The organism is Enterobacter sp. KB-280D8, from assembly GCF_041399405.1.
GTDB lineage: Bacteria > Pseudomonadota > Gammaproteobacteria > Enterobacterales > Enterobacteriaceae > Enterobacter > Enterobacter cloacae_N.
On the sequence record NZ_JBGKEC010000003.1, the window covers coordinates 174,180 to 193,337 of the forward strand.

Genomic DNA, 19,158 nt, shown 5'->3' on the forward strand with positions numbered 1-19,158 from the left:
ATTATTGCGCTTACCGTTCATCCTGAACGTTGCCTGATACAAACTCAACCCTTTCATTTTCGGGGAGTTGCCCCCGCCAGCCAAACTGTGACAGCGCCTGCATCCAGACGTCGTCCAGCCCCGCACGGATGATCAATGGTTCGCCGGTAAACGGGTGAGTCAGGCTAAGCTCGCTGGCGTGCAGCATTAAACGATTACAGCCAAAATGCTCTGCCGCGCTGCGGTTCTGGCGCAGATCGCCGTGCTTGCTATCGCCAATTATCGGGTGGCGCAGGTGCGCAAGGTGGCGACGAAGCTGGTGCTTGCGTCCGGTTTTGGGCAAAAGCTCAACCAGGCTGTAGCGTGTGGTGGGAAACTTGCTTGTTGCCACCGGCATTTCCGCGATCGCCATGCCGCGATAATCCGTCACTGCAGGCTGCGGACCTTTGTCATCCCGGGAAAATTTATCGGCGATTTTGTCCAGCTCCTCCACCAGCGGATAGTCGAGCGTGGCGGATTCGGTCAGCCAGCCACGGACGATCGCATGGTAGCGCTTCTGGATCTGATGCTGCTCGAACTGCTGTGCCAACAGGCGGCCCGCCTCGCTGGAAAGCCCCATCAGCAGCACGCCGGAAGTGGGCCTGTCGAGACGATGGGCGGTAAAAACATGCTGACCAATCTGGTCGCGCACGGTCTGCATCACCACCACTTTCTCGTCGCGATCGAGCCAGCTGCGGTGCACCAGCCAGCCAGACGGTTTGTTCACCGCTACCAGCCATTCATCCTGATAGAGGATTTCCAGCGTCATGCCTCATCACCGGCAAACAGGGCGTCCAGTTTTTCCAGCTCAATCAGCATGACAGCCCGAGCAGGGTGCGTCGCCTCAAGCGCCATTTCATAATAGGGAGAAACAGCAAACGCCTGCGGCAGCGGGTGGCCGCCTTCCAGCAGCGCGTGCATTCTCGGAATTAATACCCACTGGAGCCACTCGAACGGGGCCAGCGTATCCAGGCAGAATGGCTGGGTACTGGCGAACGCTTCCGGCTGCGGCGCAGTCTCCTGCCACAGCTGATGTTGGCGCAAAAGGGCTTCGATGGCGTGCAATTGAGCACGAACGCTATCGTGTTGCGTCATAGTAACCTCAACTGAAAAAGTGAACGGCGCGCAGCATAGCATTGCGGAAGACAGAAATAAAAAAGGGAGCACTGTAAAAACAGTGCTCCCGGTTCGTTTCGCAGCATTCCAGCTACAATTCGTGCTCCCTGCTCTTCCGTGACAACTTTTCCTGATGCCCGAAGGCCTGGTCATCCTTATACCTTTCGCATCCTGCCCGCATCTTCCCGACGCGCTTGTTTCATCCTGAAACGTCCTGGCCTTCCTGACCCACCGACCATCCTGTTCGGTTCTCGTTCTCCTTCCTGGAGGTGTCCCTTACGCGTCCTGCGTTATCCCTTTGCTTCATACTGAAGCCTTCCTGCAGCGCCATCCTGACGTGTCCTGAGTAAGAAACGCCATCATCCTGATGTTCGTTTCTCGTGTCGGCGTCCTGTCGACGGAGATAGAATCCGCTATTCCGCTTCGTCTTACAACCCACCCTTGCAGCACTGTAAGACGTAAGAAATCCCTAAAAAAGATGCGATGAACAACTAATTCTTTGAAAAACAGAGTGATATTATTCTGAATTAAATAAGGCAATACTGAACGATCCAGCGATCTCTCACAAACCTTGTAAGAGATCTCTCACACGCGCCGTAGCATCATGGATTACAGAAGTGGCTCAAGCTGGGTAAGGAAATCCGCAAGAGAGGGGGCGAGAGTTTCGCGATTGCGGGTACCGATGGTCTCTTTAATCACTTCCCCGGACAGGTTGCAGACGGATATCACATCCAGTTCGCTGTCCAGCGTGGCAATAAAGAGCGTCGGAGAAAGCTTAAGGCGTTTTTGCGTGACCAGATGACCAATCAGGTTTTCCTGAACACGCTGCAGATCGTCTTCGCTCCAGGTCTGCAACAGCGTCACCGTCAAATCACCAAAGCGCGCGGGCATATCCCCTGCAAACTGCGTGGCATAAAACGCATGAACCGCTGGTTGTACCACAAGGTCCATAGCCCGTTCAACCGCATTTACATTTTGCTCAGCGGTATTGGGCTTCGGCTGCCAGATCACGTTGTCATCCTGCGAAGAGATAATGCACGGCGACGGCACGCCATATAAATCAGCGCTTTGCGGCCATGTTCCGTGCTTTTCATGCCATGCATCGCAATAGCGGGTCGTGAAGGTAGTAAGGGCATTTGCGGTTTCGATGTCCACCGATTTCTCTCTTCTTGTAAGACAGGATAAACTCTGCCCATAAGTGTACCTGTAAAGTGGCTATGAAACATGTCTTACGAAAATCATCAGGCGTTAACCGGCTTAACGCTGGGTAAATCGACCGATTACCGCGATACCTACGATGCAGGCCTGCTGCAGGGTGTGCCGCGCAGCCTGAACCGCGATCCCCTTGGACTGCATGCGGACGCATTGCCGTTTGTCGGCGGCGATATCTGGACGCTGTACGAACTCTCGTGGCTTAACGCGCGCGGTCTGCCTCAGGTGGCGGTCGGCCACGTTGAGCTGGATTACGCCAGCCAGAACCTGGTGGAATCCAAAAGCTTTAAGCTCTATCTCAACAGCTTTAACCAGACCAAATTTAACAGCTGGGATGATGTTCAGCAGACGCTGGAACGCGATTTAACCGCCTGCGCACAGGGAAAGGTGAGCGTGTCACTGTACCGCCTGCACGAGCTGGAGGGGCAGCCGATTGCCCACTTCCACGGGACCTGCATCGACGAGCAGGACATCGAGGTGGAGAATTATGATTTCAGCGCCGATTACCTCGAAAACGCGGCGAGCGGAAAAGTGGTTGAAGAGACGCTGGTCAGCCATCTGCTGAAGTCTAACTGCCTGATTACCCACCAGCCGGACTGGGGCTCGGTGCAGATCCAGTACCGCGGGCCGAAAATTGACCGGGAAAAGCTGCTGCGCTATCTGGTGTCGTTCCGCAATCACAACGAATTCCACGAGCAGTGCGTGGAGCGCATTTTTAACGATATTCAGCGTTTCTGCCAGCCGGAAAAGCTGAGCGTCTACGCGCGCTATACCCGCCGTGGCGGGCTGGACATTAACCCGTGGCGCACCAACACCGATTTTGTGCCGGCAACGGGTCGGCTGGTACGTCAATAATATAAATATTTTCACAATATGCGGGCGGTATTCCGCCGAAGTGTTGTGAAACGTCACGCGCCAGGGCTATTGTAATCAAAGGGAATGACGATAATCGTCCCATAAGGAGCTCACTTGATTACACATATTAGCCCGCTTGGCTCAATGGATATGTTGTCGCAGCTGGAAGTGGACATGCTTAAACGCACGGCCAGCAGCGATCTTTATCAACTGTTTCGTAACTGTTCACTTGCCGTACTGAACTCCGGAAGCCTGACAGATAACAGTAAAGAACTGCTGTCCCGCTTCGAAAGCTTTGATATTAACGTGCTGCGCCGCGAGCGCGGCGTGAAGCTTGAAGTCATCAACCCGCCGGAAGAGGCCTTTGTCGACGGGCGTATCATTCGTTCCCTTCAGGCTAACCTGTTTGCGGTGCTGCGCGATATCCTGTTTGTTAACGGGCAGATCCACAACGCAGGCCGCTTCCAGCATCTCGACCTGGAAAGCTCGGTCCATATCACCAACCTGGTGTTCTCTATTCTGCGCAACGCCCGCGCCCTGCACGTTGGCGAAGCACCGAACATGGTCGTCTGCTGGGGCGGCCACTCGATTAACGAAACCGAATATCTCTATGCCCGCCGGGTCGGAACGCAGCTTGGCCTGCGCGAGCTGAATATCTGTACCGGCTGTGGTCCGGGTGCGATGGAAGCACCAATGAAAGGTGCAGCGGTGGGTCATGCGCAGCAGCGTTACAAAGAAGGACGGTTTATCGGCATGACTGAGCCGTCAATCATTGCCGCCGAGCCGCCGAACCCGCTGGTCAATGAGCTGATTATCATGCCGGATATCGAGAAGCGCCTTGAGGCGTTTGTCCGTATCGCTCACGGGATTATCATCTTCCCGGGCGGCGTGGGAACGGCGGAAGAGCTGCTCTATCTGCTGGGGATTCTGATGAACCCGGCCAACAAAGATCAGGTTCTGCCGCTGATCCTGACCGGGCCAAAAGAGAGCGCCGACTACTTCCGCGTGCTGGACGAGTTTATCGTGCATACGCTGGGCGAAGCCGCGCGTCGCCACTATCGCATCATCATTGATGACGCGGCGGAAGTGGCGCGTCAGATGAAAAAAGCGATGCCGCTGGTGAAAGAGAATCGTCGTGATACCGGTGATGCGTACAGCTTTAACTGGTCAATCCGTATTGCACCAGACCTTCAGATCCCGTTCGAGCCTACCCATGAAAATATGGCGAACCTGAAACTCTATCCGGACCAGCCGGTGGAAGTGCTGGCCGCCGACCTGCGTCGCGCCTTCTCCGGGATTGTGGCGGGGAACGTGAAGGAGATGGGCATCCGCGCGATTGAGCAGTATGGTCCGTACAAGATCCACGGCGACCCGGAGATGATGCGCCGTATGGATGACATGCTGCAGGGCTTTGTGGCTCAACACCGTATGAAGTTGCCGGGTTCAGCCTACATTCCGTGCTACGAAATCTGCACGTAACGCTCAGCGTCTTCTTCGTAAAGCCGGGGCCCCCTGTAGCGGGTCCCGGCTTTTTTTATTACCGAATCAATTCATAGGTTTCACGTATAGCTTTAACAAACTTACGGTGAACGCAAACGATTACCTTCATTTAACAACCGTAATTTATCAGCCTTAATCCAAATTACCTGCCAGAAAATCCTATAAAGACATTTCTTTACAGCGAAAGACACCTATCTCGCGGGCCGCTCTTTTAGCTTACATGTCGTTGGTGGTAGCCTTCGCGCGCGTAAATTCTCTTTGATGTTTTTTTAACAGATAAATGGTCTAAAGATGCCCACATCATAAGTGGATTATTGCATTTGGGATCGCGATCACTGATAGATTCATAACGAGAATGTATCTTTCCGCCCGCCAATAGTTACGGGCGAAAATTATTAAAAAACCGTCACTGAACGAATTTCATATTACCGTCAGGCACTTTTTCATCGGATTTGACTAAAAACCTGACAATTTGCTTCCTCCAGGAGATACAGATGGAAACCACTCAAACCAGCACCGTTGCTTCGATTGAATCCCGAAGTGGTTGGCGCAAAACGGATACCATGTGGATGCTTGGCCTTTACGGCACGGCAATCGGCGCTGGTGTACTGTTCCTTCCTATCAACGCAGGCGTCGGCGGTCTGATTCCGCTGATCATTATGGCCATCATCGCCTTCCCGATGACCTACTTCGCACACCGCGGTCTGACCCGCTTCGTGCTGTCCGGTAAAAACCCGGGCGAAGACATCACCGAAGTGGTTGAAGAACACTTTGGCGTTGGCGCAGGTAAACTGATTACGCTGCTCTACTTCTTCGCGATTTACCCAATCCTGCTGGTTTACAGCGTGGCGATCACCAACACCGTTGAAAGCTTCATGACGCACCAGCTGCACATGACGCCGCCACCGCGCGCGATTCTGTCTCTGATCCTGATCGTGGGTATGATGACCATCGTGCGCTTCGGCGAGCAGATGATTGTTAAGGCCATGAGCGTGCTGGTCTTCCCGTTTGTGGCTGCGCTGATGCTGCTGGCCTGCTACCTGATCCCACAGTGGAACGGTGCAGCGCTGGAAACCCTGTCCCTGAGCAGCGCGTCTGCGACCGGTAACGGCCTGCTGATGACCCTGTGGCTGGCGATCCCGGTAATGGTCTTCTCCTTCAACCACTCCCCAATCATCTCCTCTTTCGCCGTGGCGAAACGCGAAGAGTACGGTAATGGTGCAGAGAAGAAGTGCTCCAGCATCCTGGCCCGCGCTCACGTGATGATGGTGCTGACCGTTATGTTCTTCGTCTTCAGCTGCGTACTGAGCCTCTCCCCGGCGGACTTGGCGGCAGCGAAAGAGCAGAACATCTCTATTCTGTCTTACCTGGCAAACCACTTTAACGCACCGCTGATTGCGTGGATGGCACCGATCATCGCGATGATCGCCATCACCAAATCCTTCCTGGGCCACTACCTGGGCGCACGTGAAGGCTTCAACGGTATGGTGATTAAATCTCTGCGCGGTAAAGGCAAGAGCATTGAAATCAACAAGCTGAACAAAATCACTGCACTGTTCATGCTGCTCACCACCTGGGCGGTAGCAACGCTGAACCCAAGCATCCTGGGCATGATTGAAACCCTGGGTGGCCCGGTTATCGCGATGATTCTGTTCCTGATGCCGATGTACGCGATTCAGAAAGTGCCTGCCATGCGCAAGTACAGCGGCCAGGTCAGCAACGTGTTTGTGGTTATCATGGGCCTTATCGCTATCTCTGCGATCTTCTACTCCCTGTACACCATGTTCTGATGAACGCCCGCGCCGCCTTCGGGCGGCGCACTCCTCCCCCTCTGACTGAAAGCAATGGACGCATCATGATTAGCGTATTCGATATTTTCAAAATCGGTATTGGTCCTTCCAGCTCTCACACCGTCGGACCAATGAAAGCCGGTAAGCAGTTCACGGATGACTTGATTGCACGCGGCATTCTGCACGACATCACCCGCGTGGTTGTCGATGTGTACGGCTCGCTTTCCCTGACCGGGAAAGGCCACCATACCGATATCGCCATTATCATGGGCCTGGCGGGAAATCTGCCGGATACCGTTGATATTGACGCGATCCCTGGCTTCATCCAGGACGTGAACACCCACGGTCGTTTGCTGCTGGCAAACGGTGAGCATGAGGTTGAATTCCCGGTTGACCACTGCATGAATTTCCATGCGGACAACCTGTCGCTGCACGAAAACGGCATGCGCATTACCGCGCTGGCCGGCGACAAAGCGGTTTACAGCCAGACGTATTACTCTATCGGCGGTGGCTTTATCGTCGACGAAGACCACTTTGGTCAAACCAGTACCTCTTCTGTTGAGGTGCCGTATCCGTACAAAACCGCGGCGGACCTCCAGCGCCACTGCCAGGAGACGGGTCTTTCCCTCTCCGGTCTGATGATGAAAAACGAGCTGGCCCTTCACAGCAAAGAGGAGCTGGAACAGCACTTCGCTAGCGTCTGGGAAGTGATGCGCGGCGGCATTGAGCGCGGGATCACCACCGAAGGCGTTCTGCCGGGCAAGCTTCGCGTACCGCGTCGTGCGGCGGCGCTGCGCCGTATGCTGGTGAGCACCGACAAAACGACAACGGACCCGATGGCCGTCGTCGACTGGATCAACATGTTCGCGCTGGCGGTGAACGAAGAGAACGCCGCAGGGGGCCGCGTGGTCACTGCGCCAACCAACGGTGCCTGCGGTATCGTTCCGGCCGTGCTGGCGTACTACGATAAGTTTATCCGTGAAGTGAACGCCAACTCGCTGGCGCGCTACCTGCTGGTCGCCAGCGCGATTGGTTCGCTGTATAAAATGAACGCCTCCATTTCCGGTGCGGAAGTCGGCTGTCAGGGTGAAGTCGGCGTGGCGTGCTCCATGGCGGCGGCAGGTCTGGCGGAGCTGTTGGGCGCAAGCCCGGCGCAGGTGTGCATCGCTGCGGAAATCGGCATGGAACATAACCTGGGGCTAACCTGCGATCCGGTTGCCGGACAGGTACAGGTGCCGTGCATCGAGCGAAACGCGATCGCCTCCGTCAAGGCGGTGAACGCGGCGCGTATGGCGCTGCGCCGCACCAGCGAACCGCGCGTATGTCTCGATAAAGTTATCGAAACCATGTACGAAACCGGTAAAGATATGAATGCCAAATACCGCGAAACCTCTCGCGGCGGCCTGGCGATGAAGATCGTGACCTGCGATTAAGCCTCTCCGGAAGCCTCGTTTTGCGAGGCTTCTTCCTGTTTTTCCTCACGCTATTCGTTTCATCCTGCCGACAGTGATACCCTTTACCCATTAGATTTAAGGGAGAATATCTGTGGCTGTTCATTTGCTTATCGTCGACGCGCTCAATCTGATTCGCCGGATCCATGCGGTACAAGGCACGCCCTGCAAGGACACCTGCCTGCACGCGCTGGAGCAGCTCATTCGCCACAGCGAACCGACGCATGTCGTGGCCGTGTTTGATGACGAAGCGCGCAACAGCGGCTGGCGACATCAGCGCCTGCCCGACTACAAGGCCGGACGCGCGCCGATGCCGGACGATCTGCATGCCGAAATGCCCGCCTTGCGTGCCGCCTTTGAGCAGCGCGGCGTCCCCTGCTGGGGCGCACACGGCAATGAAGCTGACGACCTGGCCGCGACGCTTGCGGTAAAGGTGGCCAGCGCAGGACACCAGGCGACGATCGTTTCAACCGACAAAGGCTACTGCCAGCTCCTTTCACCCACGATCCGCATTCGCGATTATTTCCAGAAACGCTGGCTCGATGCCCCCTTCATTGCCAGCGAGTTTGGCGTTTCGCCAGAGCAATTGCCTGACTACTGGGGGCTGGCGGGGATAAGCAGCTCAAAGGTGCCGGGGGTTGCAGGCATAGGGCCGAAGAGCGCCGCCCAGTTGCTGACGGACTTTCAGAGTCTGGAAGGAATTTACTCTCGTCTGGATGACGTGCCGGAAAAATGGCGCAAGAAGCTGGAAGCGCATAAAGAGATGGCGTTTATCTGCCGGGATGTAGCGACGTTACGAACGGATTTACAGCTGGACGGGAATTTGCAGCAGTTAAGGTTAGAGCGGTAATAGCCGCCCCCCCTCACCCCGGCCCTCTCCCCAAAGGGGCGAGGGTGAAAAGACAGCACCGAGCAATCCCCTCTCCCCTCCGGGGAGAGGGTTAGGGTGAGGGGAAACATTGAATTATCGCTCGTCGCGACGTCCGCCTACAGCCGCCCACCAGCGACGAATGTGTACCGTCACCTCTTCACGGTCGTGGTACAACTGACGCGCCTGGATCTCCACGTTAATACCGTGCTCATCCAGCTGTGCCTGAATATAGGCCAGGTTCTGGGATACCTCCTCGTAGCGCTTTTTCATCGGCAGCTTGAGGTTGAAAATGGTCTCACGGCACCAGCCGTTCACCAGCCAGGAGGCCATCAGCGCGGCCACTTTCGCCGGCTTCTCCACCATGTCGCACACCATCCACGAGATGTTGTTGCGGGTTGGGCGATAGCGGAAACCGTCCTCACGCAGCCAGGTGACCTGTCCGGTATCCATCAGGCTTTGCGCCATTGGGCCGTTATCCACAGACGACACCCACATGTTGCGTTTCACCAGCTGATAGGTCCAGCCGCCCGGGCACGCGCCAAGGTCGACGGCATACATGCCGTTAGCCAGACGCTCGTCCCACTCATCTGCCGGGATAAAGACGTGAAACGCCTCTTCCAGCTTCAGGGTTGAACGGCTCGGCGCATCTGCCGGGAACTTCAGACGCGGGATGCCCATAAAGAATGGCGAATTGTTATTGGTGTACGAATAGCCCGCATAGCAGCAGCCCGGTGCGATAAAGAAGATATGCACCACCGGACGCTTCGGCGTTTCGTAGTTCGTCAGTATGCCCGCGTCACGCAGCGCAGCGCGCAGCGGCACGGTGAACTTACGGCAAAACTTCATCAGCTCTTTGCTTTCGTTGGTATCGGCAACCTCAACGCGCAGGTCGCCGCCCTTCTCCACCACGCCCTGCAGCATGCCCACAATCGGCGTGATGCGATCTTCCGGCGGAAGGTCTTTCAGCAGCTCACCCGCGACGAACATCTGGCGGGCGAAGATCAGCGAGCTGAACGGCAGCTCCCGCGCCAGCTTGTCGGCGTCTTCAGGCTGATAACATTCGAATACCACATAACCCGCATTCTCTTTGACGCGGGCAAAACCGAAGACTTCACGCTTCGCCGCTTTATCGGTAATTTCCGCGGCGCACTCTTTCTCAAACCCCGGGCGACAATATAAAACAACCTTATTCATGAACAACGCCCTTGCGTTTCAGACGGATAGCTCCGATAAACATTAATACCCATCCCGCCAGGAAGCTGACGCCGCCGACAGGTGTAACAAACGCCCAGAGGCGCAAATGCGAGAGTGCCAGGCAGTAAAGGCTGCCGCTGAACAGCACGGTACCCAGCGCCATAAATACGCTACTCCAGTAAAACCAGATGCTGATCCGGCGCTGCATCGCCACCGCCAGCCCAAAAATAGCCAGCGTATGGAACGCCTGGTATTCAAGGCCGGTCTGGATCCAGCCCATCTCGACGGCGCCCAAAGACTTGCTCAATACGTGCGCCCCAAAGGCGCCCAGTGCAACAAAAATAAAGCCACTCACCGCGGCAAAAATCAGCATGAATCGGCTGGTCATGTTTAAGTCCTGAATTGATGCGTGCCCGGCACACAAACGTTATTGTTCATACCTGAAGCGGAATTTTTCTTGCTCGCTTGCCGCTTTCGCCAGTATCCACTGCCGGAAGGCGGCTATTTTACCCAGTTCTGCCTGACTGTCATGACAAACCAGATAAAACGCATTCTTACTGACCAGTACATCATTAAAAGGGCAAACCAGACGGCCTGCCTCAATTTCGGACTGCGCCATGACGTTATTCGCCAACGCCACGCCCTGTCCGTGAATGGCAGCCTGTAGCACCATCGCACTGTGGCTAAAAATGGGGCCCTGCTGCACGTTTATATGACTAAGACCTAATTGACGGGTATAAGTTTGCCAGTCGCGGCGAGAGGCATCATGTAAAAGCGTATGCTGCGCAAGGTCAGCGGGTGTTTTCAGCGCCTTGTCGCCCGTTAAAAGCAGAGGCGAACAGACCGGCAGCAGATATTCTGCGTATAATTTCTCTACACGCAAGCCCGGCCAGTTACCGCGACCATAAAAAATGGCGACATCCACATCATCGGCCAGCTTGTCTTCCTGACGATCCACCGCCTGGATTCGAACGTCGATCCCCGGATAAGCTGAGTTAAAGCTTGAGAGCCTTGGCACCAGCCACTGAATGGCAAAACTGGGCAATAAACTAACAGTCAGGGCACCTTTTGCACTGCGGGCCTGCAGCTTACGTGTGGCTTCCGTTAGCTGGGAAAAAATCTCTTTTATATCCTGAAAATAGCTCTGCCCCTCTTCGGTCAACAGCAATGAACGATTGCGTCGGCGGAACAGCTTAAGGCCCAGGAAATCCTCCAGAGACTTGATTTGGTGACTTACTGCGGCCTGTGTCACAAAAAGCTCATCTGCCGCACGGGTGAAGCTCAGGTGACGTGCTGCTGCATCAAAAACCCGTAATGCGTTAAGGGGTGGCAATCGCTTTGACATGGTTATCTGGCTTAGATGTTAACGGAATTTAACAAACAGGAAACAACGTTTAACCTATTAGTTTTTTTTATCTGAGCCATTATAATTTGTCCGTTGAGGAACTACCAGCAAATACCTATAGTGGCGGCACTTCCTGAGCCGGAACGAAGAGCTTTTTTCGGAATGCGTGTTCTGAAGGGCTTTTGGCTTACGGTTGTGATGTTGTGTTGTTGTGTTTGCAATTGGTCTGCGATTCAGACCACGGTAGCAACGCTACCAATTTTTCACTTCCTGTACATTTACCCTGTCTGTCCATAGTGATTAATGTAGCACCGCCAATTTGCGGTGCTTTTTTTTCGCCTGCGATCGGTGGTTAGTGCTCGATCTCTTTCATCTCTTTCACGTCCGTGCGGTTGATCTGCTGCTTGTTCCCGTTAGCATCTTTATACGAAATCATCCCGGTATCGTTATCAGTAGTCGGTTTCCCTTCCGAAACGATAGAACGACCATCGTTGGTGTGCATCACGTAATTGTTACCGGAACAGGCGCTCAGGGCAAAAGTAAACGCACAGGCAGAAATGATGGCAGCTGTCTTATTCATGATTATTCTCCTTTAGCAATTAATGCTATTCAAACCTCGATTTATAACAGGCTAAAACATCCGCCTAACACTATTTAGCATAACCTGCTTTTTTGAGGTCGTAAGGATAAGCAGACAATTCTGATAGATATCAACCTCCTTGCTCTGCCGCTGAAATTGCGCGACGATCTCTCTATCGACACGAGGAATTCCATGAACGCTTTCAGTCCTGCGCAGTTTCGCGCACAGTTTCCGGCGCTGGCCGATGCCGGTATTTACCTTGATAGCGCCGCCACGGCCCTGAAGCCTCAGGCGGTGATCGAGGCCACGCAGCAGTTCTATAGCCTGAGCGCCGGCAACGTACATCGCAGCCAGTTTGCCGAAGCGCAGCGACTGACCGCGCGCTACGAAGCCGCACGGGACCAGGTCGCTCGCCTGCTCAATGCCGAAAGCGGGAAAAATATCGTCTGGACGCGCGGCACGACCGAAGCCATCAATATGGTGGCCCAGTGCTATGCCCGCCCGCTGCTTCAGTCGGGCGATGAGATCATCGTCAGCGAGGCGGAACACCACGCTAACCTGGTGCCGTGGCTGATGGTGGCGGAGCAAACGGGGGCGCGCGTTGTAAAGCTCCCGTTGGGTGCAGACTTGCTGCCAGAGGTGGCCCGTCTCCCCGAGCTGATTACCCCCCGCAGCCGTATCCTGGCGCTGGGGCAGATGTCCAACGTTACCGGTGGCTGTCCGGATCTGGCTCGCGCCATTGAGATTGCCCATGCCAGCGGCGTGGTGGTGATGGTCGACGGCGCTCAGGGCGTGGTCCATTTCCCTGCTGATGTGCAGGCGCTGGATATCGACTTCTATGCCTTCTCAGGACATAAGCTCTACGGGCCAACCGGGATTGGCGCGCTGTACGGTAAGCCGGAACTGCTGGCAAAAATGACGCCGTGGCTCGGTGGCGGCAAAATGATTACCGAAGTGTCGTTCGATGGCTTCAAAACGCAGGATGTCCCCTATCGTCTGGAAGCCGGTACGCCGAACGTGGCGGGCGTCATTGGCTTAAGCGCGGCGCTGGAGTGGCTGGCTGAAACAGACATTGTACAGGCTGAAAGCTGGAGCCGGGGCCTTGCCACTCTTGCCGAAGAAGAGTTGAAAAAACGCCCGGGTTTCCGCTCGTTCCGCGTTCAGGACTCCAGCCTGCTCGCCTTTGATTTTGCTGGCGTGCATCATAGCGACATGGTGACGCTGCTGGCCGGGTACGGCATTGCCCTGCGCGCCGGACAACACTGCGCCCAGCCGCTGCTGGCGGCGCTCGGTGTTACCGGTACGCTGCGCGCCTCGTTTGCGCCATATAACACTCAAAGCGATGTCGACGCGCTGGTTGCCGCCGTTGACCGCGCCCTTGAAATACTGGTGGATTAATGACTAGCGCTGCTTTAGCCGGACATCCGTTTGGCACGGTCATCACAGAAGAGACCTTAAAACAGACCTTCGCCCCGCTCCAGCAGTGGGAAGATAAATATCGACAGCTGATCCTGCTGGGTAAACAGCTCCCTGCCCTTTCAGACGATCTCAAAGCGCAGGCGAAAGAGATCGCAGGCTGTGAAAACCGCGTCTGGCTGGGCGTGAGCGTATCCGGTGAGAAGCTGCATTTCTTTGGCGACAGCGAAGGACGCATCGTACGCGGGCTGCTGGCGGTCTTGTTAACCGCCATAGAGGGGAAAAGCGCGGCGGAATTGTTAACGCATTCACCGCTGGCGCTGTTCGACGAGCTGGGGCTGCGCGCGCAGCTGAGCGCCTCGCGCGGTCAGGGTCTAATCGCGCTCAGCGATGCAGTGCTGGACGCAGCCCGTCAGGCTCAGGCCTGACGTTCCGCCTTCGCCATCATCTTCTTCAGTGCGTGAGAGACCGCCACAAAGCCAAAGGAGGCGGTTACCATGGTGGCCGCCCCAAAGCCTGAAGCGCAGTCCATGCGTTTTGGCCCTTCCGCCGTGCTTTTCATCGCACAGACTGAACCATCCGCCTGCGGGTAGACCAGCGCTTCGGTGGAGAATACGCAGTCGACGCCCAGCTTGCCCTTGCTGTTCTTCACCACGTTGAAGTCGCTCTTCAGGCGTTCACGCAGCTTGGCTGCCAGCGGATCCTGAATAGTTTTCGCCAGGTCGGCCACCTGAATCTGCGTGGGATCGATTTGCCCACCCGCGCCGCCCGTCGTGACCAGCGGCACCTTGTAACGACGGCAGTAAGCGATCAGCGCTGCTTTTGGCCGCACGCTGTCGATAGCGTCAATCACGTAGCTGTAGCCTTTGCTCATATACTCCGCGACGTTATCTGCCGTCACAAAGTCGTCAATCACCGTCACGCGGCACTCCGGGTTGATCAAACGGATGCGCTCCGCCATCACCTCGGACTTCGCCAGGCCGACGTTATCGCGCAGGGCGTGGATTTGGCGGTTAGTGTTGGTCACACAAACGTCATCCATATCAATCAGCGTGATCGCGCCAATCCCGGTTCTCGCCAGCGCTTCCGCCGCCCAGGAACCGACACCGCCAATACCCACAACGCAGACGTGCGCATCCGCAAACAGCTGCAGGGCTTTTTCACCATAGAGACGTGCCGTGCCGCCAAAACGCTGGCGCCAGGCATCGCTGATTACCACAGACATAAAACCTCAGATGTAAAAAGGGTGAGGTTATCCTCACCCTGAACAATAATCCGTATTGCGCTCAGAATACCACAATCAGCCGCTGAATACGTTTCCGGTGCCCGGCGCCGCCTTCAGCACCCATACGCGTCCGTAGTGGTTATACCAGCCCGCGCGATGGCCTGCGTCAGGGCCAATGCCCTGATAGATATCAAAGTGCTGGCCCTTAATCGCTCCGCCCACATCCAGGGCTACCATCAGACGCAGCTCATACTTGCCGTTGAACTTGCCGTTGTTGTCGAGCAGAGGGACTTCCGCCAGCAGCGTGGTACCCGCAGGAATGATAGAACGATCCGATGCCACCGAGGCACGGCCAATCAGCGGTACCGCGCTGGCGCCTTTCACCGGGGCAAAGTTTTGCGGTTTAAAGAAGACGAACGACGGGTTCTGCTCAAGAAGCTCACGCACCTCGGCTTCACTGTGCTTTTCGCCCCACTCGCGGATCGCCTGCATCGACATATCTTCTTTCTTCACTTCGCCGCGGTCGATGAGGACCTTACCGATGCTGCGGTAGGCATGGCCATTTTTCCCGGCATAGCTGAAAAAGTTGAGCGGCGAACCGTCGCCAAAATCAATGTAGCCGCTGCCCTGCACGTCCATGATGAAGTTATCCATCAGGGAGTTACTGTAGGCCAGGACGTAGTTTTCACTCAGCGCACCGGCGTAGATTTCGGCGCGGGACGGCAGACGGCCGCGTTTTGGCGGCATACGGTAGATAGGGTACTGGAACTCGCCCTGGCGCGTGTGTCGCGCCTGAATCACGGGCGTGTAGTAGCCAGTGAACTGGACGTTGCCGTAGTTATCCGCCCCTTCCATCTGCCAGGCATCAATACCAAACTGGCGCATGTTGCGCGTATCGCCGCCCGCCTTCAGCCAGTCCTGTACCGCGCTATAAACATTGTTCTGTGAGCTATACAGACGCGGCGACGCGTTGCGGATCTGGTAGACCTGCTCGGAGAAATCACCGGCGTTGATCGGCGCGCCAACGGCGTCAGGCTGATTAACTAAAGAGAAAGGCTGGGATAACTTCCCGTCTTTATACTGCTGACCGCGATCGGTCGGTTTGGAAGAACAGGCCGCAAGAATCGCTACCATTGCGCCCGCCATTAGATACTTCGCCCAACGTCCTTTCATTATATCTCGTCTTTAAGTTGCCCATTTCCGCGTGATGAAGATAACAAACCGACAAAGCGAATGAAATGCGATCGCATGCCCTTTGGCAAATTCTGAGCAAAAAATAGTCCAAATGACGCAATGCCGTTCAATTTACATACAAAGTTAATGATTTATGTGAAAAAGGGGTTGCATCACAAACCTATCCGAGTATAGTGCGCTTCCACGGACGCGGGGTGGAGCAGCCTGGTAGCTCGTCGGGCTCATAACCCGAAGGTCGTCGGTTCAAATCCGGCCCCCGCAACCAATTAAAATTTGATGAAGTATAAGCAGTACGGTGACGCGGGGTGGAGCAGCCTGGTAGCTCGTCGGGCTCATAACCCGAAGGTCGTCGGTTCAAATCCGGCCCCCGCAACCAATCAAATTTTAGAAAAGATAAGAAGTACGGTGCCGCGGGGTGGAGCAGCCTGGTAGCTCGTCGGGCTCATAACCCGAAGGTCGTCGGTTCAAATCCGGCCCCCGCAACCAACACTTCTGAAAACAATAAACACCCTTAAGGGTGTTTTTTTGTTTCTGCCGTTTGTGACTTTGCCGGGCGTTTGCCCGGCTAAAAGATCTATCCGCGTCGCGCCAGCGTCGCCCCGTCTGAGAAATACGCCCGTATCCCTGCCAGAATCGACTCCGCCACCTCCTGCTGGAACTTTGCTGTCTTGAGCTTACGCTCCTCCTCGACGTTACTGATAAACGCGGTTTCCACCAGAATGGACGGGATATCCGGTGCCTTCAGCACCGCGAACCCGGCCTGCTCAACGCTGTTTTTGTGCAGCTTATTGATATTCCCCAGCTTGCCCAGCACCGCTTTACCAAACTTCAGGCTGTCGTTAATGGTCAGGGACTGCACCATGTCGAACATGGTGTGGTCGACGTAGCGGTCGCCGCTTTTGCTCACGCCACCGATCAGGTCCGAGGCGTTCTGGGTATCCGCAAGATATCTTGCTGCGGTACTGGTCGCGCCTTTAGTTGAGAGCGCAAACACCGACGAGCCGCTCGGCTGGCGGCTGGTAAAGGCGTCCGCATGGATCGAGACGAACAAATCGGCCCGCTGCTTCTGCGCTTTCGCCACCCTAACCTTCAGCGGAATAAAGACATCCTCATTGCGCGTCATGTAGGCGCGCATATTGCCCTCTTTATCAATTAACGCCTTCAGCCGACGGGCAATTTGCAGCACCACGTCTTTTTCACGCGTATGGTATTTCCCCACCGCACCGGAGTCTTCGCCGCCGTGGCCGGGATCGAGCATGATCACAATCGGACGATCACGCCCTGCTTTCCCCGGCTGCGGGCCGCTTTGGGCAGGGGGGACCTGACGCTGAAGATCGCCTTTGTTGTAGTCCTCCAGCAGGGCGAGAAGCGGATCCTGAATATCCGTCGCATTCGCCGGGTAGAGATCCATCACCAGGCGCTCTTTAAACGTCGCAACGGGCGCCAGGGCAAACAGCTGCGGCTTAACGTTCTGCTTCAGTTCAAACACCATGCGCACGGTTTGCGGATCAAACTGCCCGACGCGCGCCGATTTAATAAACGGATCGTCACCGCGGATCTGCGCCGCCATGCCTTTCAGCACGGAGTTGAGGTTAACGCCTTCGAGATCCACCACCACACGTTCCGGGTTGCTGAGGGCAAATTGCTTATATTTCAGCACGCGATTGGATTCAACCGTCACGCGCGTATAGGTCGACGACGGCCAGACGCGCACCGCAACCACCTGACTCGTGGCGGCAAGACCGACCTGGCTGACGCTAAGCAACCACATTGCCCCGGCCCCTTTTAATAAACGGCGGCGGCTTATTGCTGAATTGGATCCCGACATGCTTCTCCCGAGCAAGAAAACAAACTGATATACAAAAGTGCAGATTGACCGAAAACTTTAACGAATGACGCATAAACTGTCATCTATAAAAGGGTAAACAATCATACGCTAACGCACGGATTACTTATTAATTTTTGTTGGTCGCAGAAAATTTGCACTTGCACCCGCGACCACAATCGAATAAAAATACAGAAATTACGAATAAACATTCATTAAGGGTTGTGCCATGGTGAAGGAACGTAGAACCGAACTGGTCCAGGGATTCCGCCATTCTGTTCCCTATATCAACGCCCATCGGGGAAAAACGTTTGTCATCATGCTTGGCGGCGAAGCCATTGAGCATGAAAATTTTTCCAGCATCGTCAATGACATCGGCCTGCTGCACAGCCTCGGGATCCGCCTGGTGGTGGTCTATGGCGCGCGCCCGCAGATCGATGCCAACCTGGCTGCTCACCACCACGAGCCGATTTACCACAAACACACCCGCGTCACGGATGCTAAAACCCTTGAGCTGGTGAAACAGGCGGCGGGGCTGCTGCAGCTTGATATCACCGCTCGCCTGTCGATGAGCCTGAACAACACGCCGCTACAGGGCGCGCATATCAACGTCGTGAGCGGCAACTTCATCATCGCTCAGCCGCTCGGCGTGGACGATGGCGTGGATTACTGCCACAGCGGCCGTATTCGTCGTATTGATGAAGAGGCCATTCACCGTCAGCTGGACAGTGGTGCCATCGTGCTGATGGGGCCGGTGGCCGTTTCCGTAACTGGCGAAAGCTTTAACCTGACGTCCGAAGAGATTGCCACCCAGCTGGCGATCAAGCTGAAGGCGGAAAAAATGATTGGGTTTTGCTCTTCCCAGGGCGTCGTAAACGATGAAGGGGTGATTGTGCCGGAACTCTTCCCTAACGAAGCCCAGGCCCGCGTGGAAGCGCTGGAAGCCGAAGGGGATTACCACTCCGGCACCGTCCGCTTCCTCCGTGGCGCCGTGAAGGCCTGCCGCAGCGGCGTGCGCCGTAGCCACCTGATCAGCTATCAGGAAGACGGCGCCCTGCTGCAGGAGCTGTTCTCCCGCGACGGTATTGGCACCCAGATTGTAATGGAGAGTGCGGAGCAAATTCGCCGCGCCACCATCAACGATATCGGCGGCATTCTGGAGCTGATCCGCCCGCTGGAACAGCAGGGTATCCTGGTTCGTCGCTCCCGTGAGCAGCTGGAGATGGAGATCGACAAATTCACTATTATCCAGCGCGATAACCTGACCATCGCCTGCGCCGCGCTCTACCCGTTCCCGGAAGAGAAGATCGGAGAAATGGCCTGCGTGGCGGTGCACCCGGATTACCGCAGCTCTTCACGCGGTGAAATGCTGCTTGAGCGCGTGGCGGCACAGGCGCGTCAGATGGGGCTGAGCAAGCTGTTCGTCCTGACGACGCGCAGCATTCACTGGTTCCAGGAGCGCGGGTTCACGCCGGTGGATATTGATTCCCTGCCGGAAACGAAGAAAGAGATGTACAACTATCAGCGCCGTTCAAAAGTGCTGATGGCTGACCTGGGATGATACGA

Annotated in this window: 18 protein-coding genes and 3 tRNA genes; 11 read left to right on the plus strand and 10 right to left on the minus strand. The window is 55.7% G+C overall.

Translation table 11 applies throughout. The features are described 5' to 3' along the window. Window positions 1-10: 10 nt before the first annotated feature. The 3 genes from truC to syd all read right to left on the minus strand — a co-directional run bounded on the left by truC (window position 11) and on the right by syd (window position 2,289). On the minus strand, window positions 11-787 hold the full coding sequence (gene truC / locus AB8818_RS10845) for a tRNA pseudouridine(65) synthase TruC (RefSeq protein ID WP_116343492.1): 777 nt from the start codon (window positions 785-787) through the stop codon (window positions 11-13). Continuing rightward, a complete protein-coding gene (locus AB8818_RS10850; protein WP_116343493.1) occupies window positions 784-1,113 on the minus strand; it encodes a YqcC family protein in 330 nt (109 codons plus the stop codon). The genes truC and AB8818_RS10850 overlap by 4 nt, the downstream gene beginning before the upstream one ends. 630 nt (window positions 1,114-1,743) lie before the next feature. Next, entirely contained in the window at window positions 1,744-2,289 is a 546-nt protein-coding gene (gene syd, locus AB8818_RS10855) for a SecY-interacting protein (RefSeq protein ID WP_116343494.1), read from the minus strand. A gap of 69 nt (window positions 2,290-2,358) precedes the next feature. On the opposite strand from syd, the gene queF reads away from it, so the two are divergent. From queF to xni, 5 genes are all read left to right on the plus strand, one after another. Then, entirely contained in the window at window positions 2,359-3,201 is an 843-nt protein-coding gene (queF, locus tag AB8818_RS10860) for an NADPH-dependent 7-cyano-7-deazaguanine reductase QueF (protein WP_116343495.1), read from the plus strand. A gap of 114 nt (window positions 3,202-3,315) precedes the next feature. Continuing rightward, window positions 3,316-4,680, plus strand: coding sequence for a nucleotide 5'-monophosphate nucleosidase PpnN (gene ppnN, locus AB8818_RS10865; RefSeq protein WP_023309027.1), 1,365 nt, complete (start codon window positions 3,316-3,318; stop codon window positions 4,678-4,680). Window positions 4,681-5,195: 515 nt separating this feature from the next. Continuing rightward, entirely contained in the window at window positions 5,196-6,491 is a 1,296-nt protein-coding gene (locus AB8818_RS10870; RefSeq protein ID WP_028014268.1) for an HAAAP family serine/threonine permease, read from the plus strand. A gap of 65 nt (window positions 6,492-6,556) precedes the next feature. Continuing rightward, the gene (gene sdaB, locus AB8818_RS10875; RefSeq protein WP_080330114.1) at window positions 6,557-7,924 is read left to right on the plus strand and encodes an L-serine ammonia-lyase II; all 1,368 of its coding nucleotides are present in this window, start codon (window positions 6,557-6,559) and stop codon (window positions 7,922-7,924) included. A 112-nt stretch (window positions 7,925-8,036) separates the two neighbouring features. Next, entirely contained in the window at window positions 8,037-8,792 is a 756-nt protein-coding gene (gene xni, locus AB8818_RS10880; protein WP_116343497.1) for a flap endonuclease Xni, read from the plus strand. A gap of 114 nt (window positions 8,793-8,906) precedes the next feature. Here xni and rlmM read toward each other — a convergent pair whose 3' ends face one another. The 4 genes from rlmM to AB8818_RS10900 form a co-directional block, all read right to left on the minus strand. Next, window positions 8,907-10,007, minus strand: coding sequence for a 23S rRNA (cytidine(2498)-2'-O)-methyltransferase RlmM (rlmM, locus tag AB8818_RS10885; RefSeq protein WP_028014271.1), 1,101 nt, complete (start codon window positions 10,005-10,007; stop codon window positions 8,907-8,909). After that, entirely contained in the window at window positions 10,000-10,395 is a 396-nt protein-coding gene (locus AB8818_RS10890) for a DUF423 domain-containing protein (protein WP_028014272.1), read from the minus strand. Before AB8818_RS10890 ends, rlmM begins: the two co-directional genes overlap by 8 nt. 39 nt (window positions 10,396-10,434) lie before the next feature. Continuing rightward, a complete protein-coding gene (gcvA, locus tag AB8818_RS10895) occupies window positions 10,435-11,352 on the minus strand; it encodes a glycine cleavage system transcriptional regulator GcvA (protein ID WP_014885066.1) in 918 nt (305 codons plus the stop codon). A 352-nt stretch (window positions 11,353-11,704) separates the two neighbouring features. Next, window positions 11,705-11,932: a YgdI/YgdR family lipoprotein gene (locus AB8818_RS10900; RefSeq protein ID WP_008499648.1), complete on the minus strand. Its 228-nt coding sequence runs from the start codon at window positions 11,930-11,932 to the stop codon at window positions 11,705-11,707. Window positions 11,933-12,124: 192 nt separating this feature from the next. Here AB8818_RS10900 and csdA point away from each other — a divergent pair, with 192 nt between their 5' ends. After that, window positions 12,125-13,330, plus strand: coding sequence for a cysteine desulfurase CsdA (gene csdA, locus AB8818_RS10905; protein WP_166712252.1), 1,206 nt, complete (start codon window positions 12,125-12,127; stop codon window positions 13,328-13,330). After that, window positions 13,330-13,776 (plus strand): cysteine desulfurase sulfur acceptor subunit CsdE, encoded by a 447-nt coding sequence (gene csdE / locus AB8818_RS10910; protein WP_047364461.1) that lies wholly within the window; start codon window positions 13,330-13,332, stop codon window positions 13,774-13,776. The genes csdA and csdE overlap by 1 nt, the downstream gene beginning before the upstream one ends. Here csdE and tcdA read toward each other — a convergent pair. Further along, a complete protein-coding gene (tcdA, locus tag AB8818_RS10915; RefSeq protein ID WP_006811804.1) occupies window positions 13,767-14,573 on the minus strand; it encodes a tRNA cyclic N6-threonylcarbamoyladenosine(37) synthase TcdA in 807 nt (268 codons plus the stop codon). The genes csdE and tcdA overlap by 10 nt on opposite strands. Window positions 14,574-14,648: 75 nt before the next feature. Continuing rightward, entirely contained in the window at window positions 14,649-15,746 is a 1,098-nt protein-coding gene (gene mltA, locus AB8818_RS10920; RefSeq protein WP_116343499.1) for a murein transglycosylase A, read from the minus strand. A 209-nt stretch (window positions 15,747-15,955) separates the two neighbouring features. On the opposite strand from mltA, the gene AB8818_RS10925 reads away from it, so the two are divergent. From AB8818_RS10925 to AB8818_RS10935, 3 genes are all read left to right on the plus strand, one after another. After that, window positions 15,956-16,032, plus strand: a tRNA-Met gene (locus AB8818_RS10925). Window positions 16,033-16,066: 34 nt separating this feature from the next. Next, window positions 16,067-16,143, plus strand: a tRNA-Met gene (locus AB8818_RS10930). 33 nt (window positions 16,144-16,176) lie between these two features. After that, window positions 16,177-16,253, plus strand: a tRNA-Met gene (locus AB8818_RS10935). Between the two features lie 88 nt (window positions 16,254-16,341). On the opposite strand, the gene amiC is transcribed toward AB8818_RS10935, so the two are convergent. Beyond that, the gene (amiC, locus tag AB8818_RS10940; RefSeq protein WP_014885071.1) at window positions 16,342-17,595 is read right to left on the minus strand and encodes an N-acetylmuramoyl-L-alanine amidase AmiC; all 1,254 of its coding nucleotides are present in this window, start codon (window positions 17,593-17,595) and stop codon (window positions 16,342-16,344) included. Between the two features lie 226 nt (window positions 17,596-17,821). Between amiC and argA the strand changes: the two genes are divergently transcribed. Then, entirely contained in the window at window positions 17,822-19,153 is a 1,332-nt protein-coding gene (gene argA, locus AB8818_RS10945) for an amino-acid N-acetyltransferase (protein ID WP_014885072.1), read from the plus strand. The last annotated feature ends 5 nt before the right edge of the window (window positions 19,154-19,158 follow it).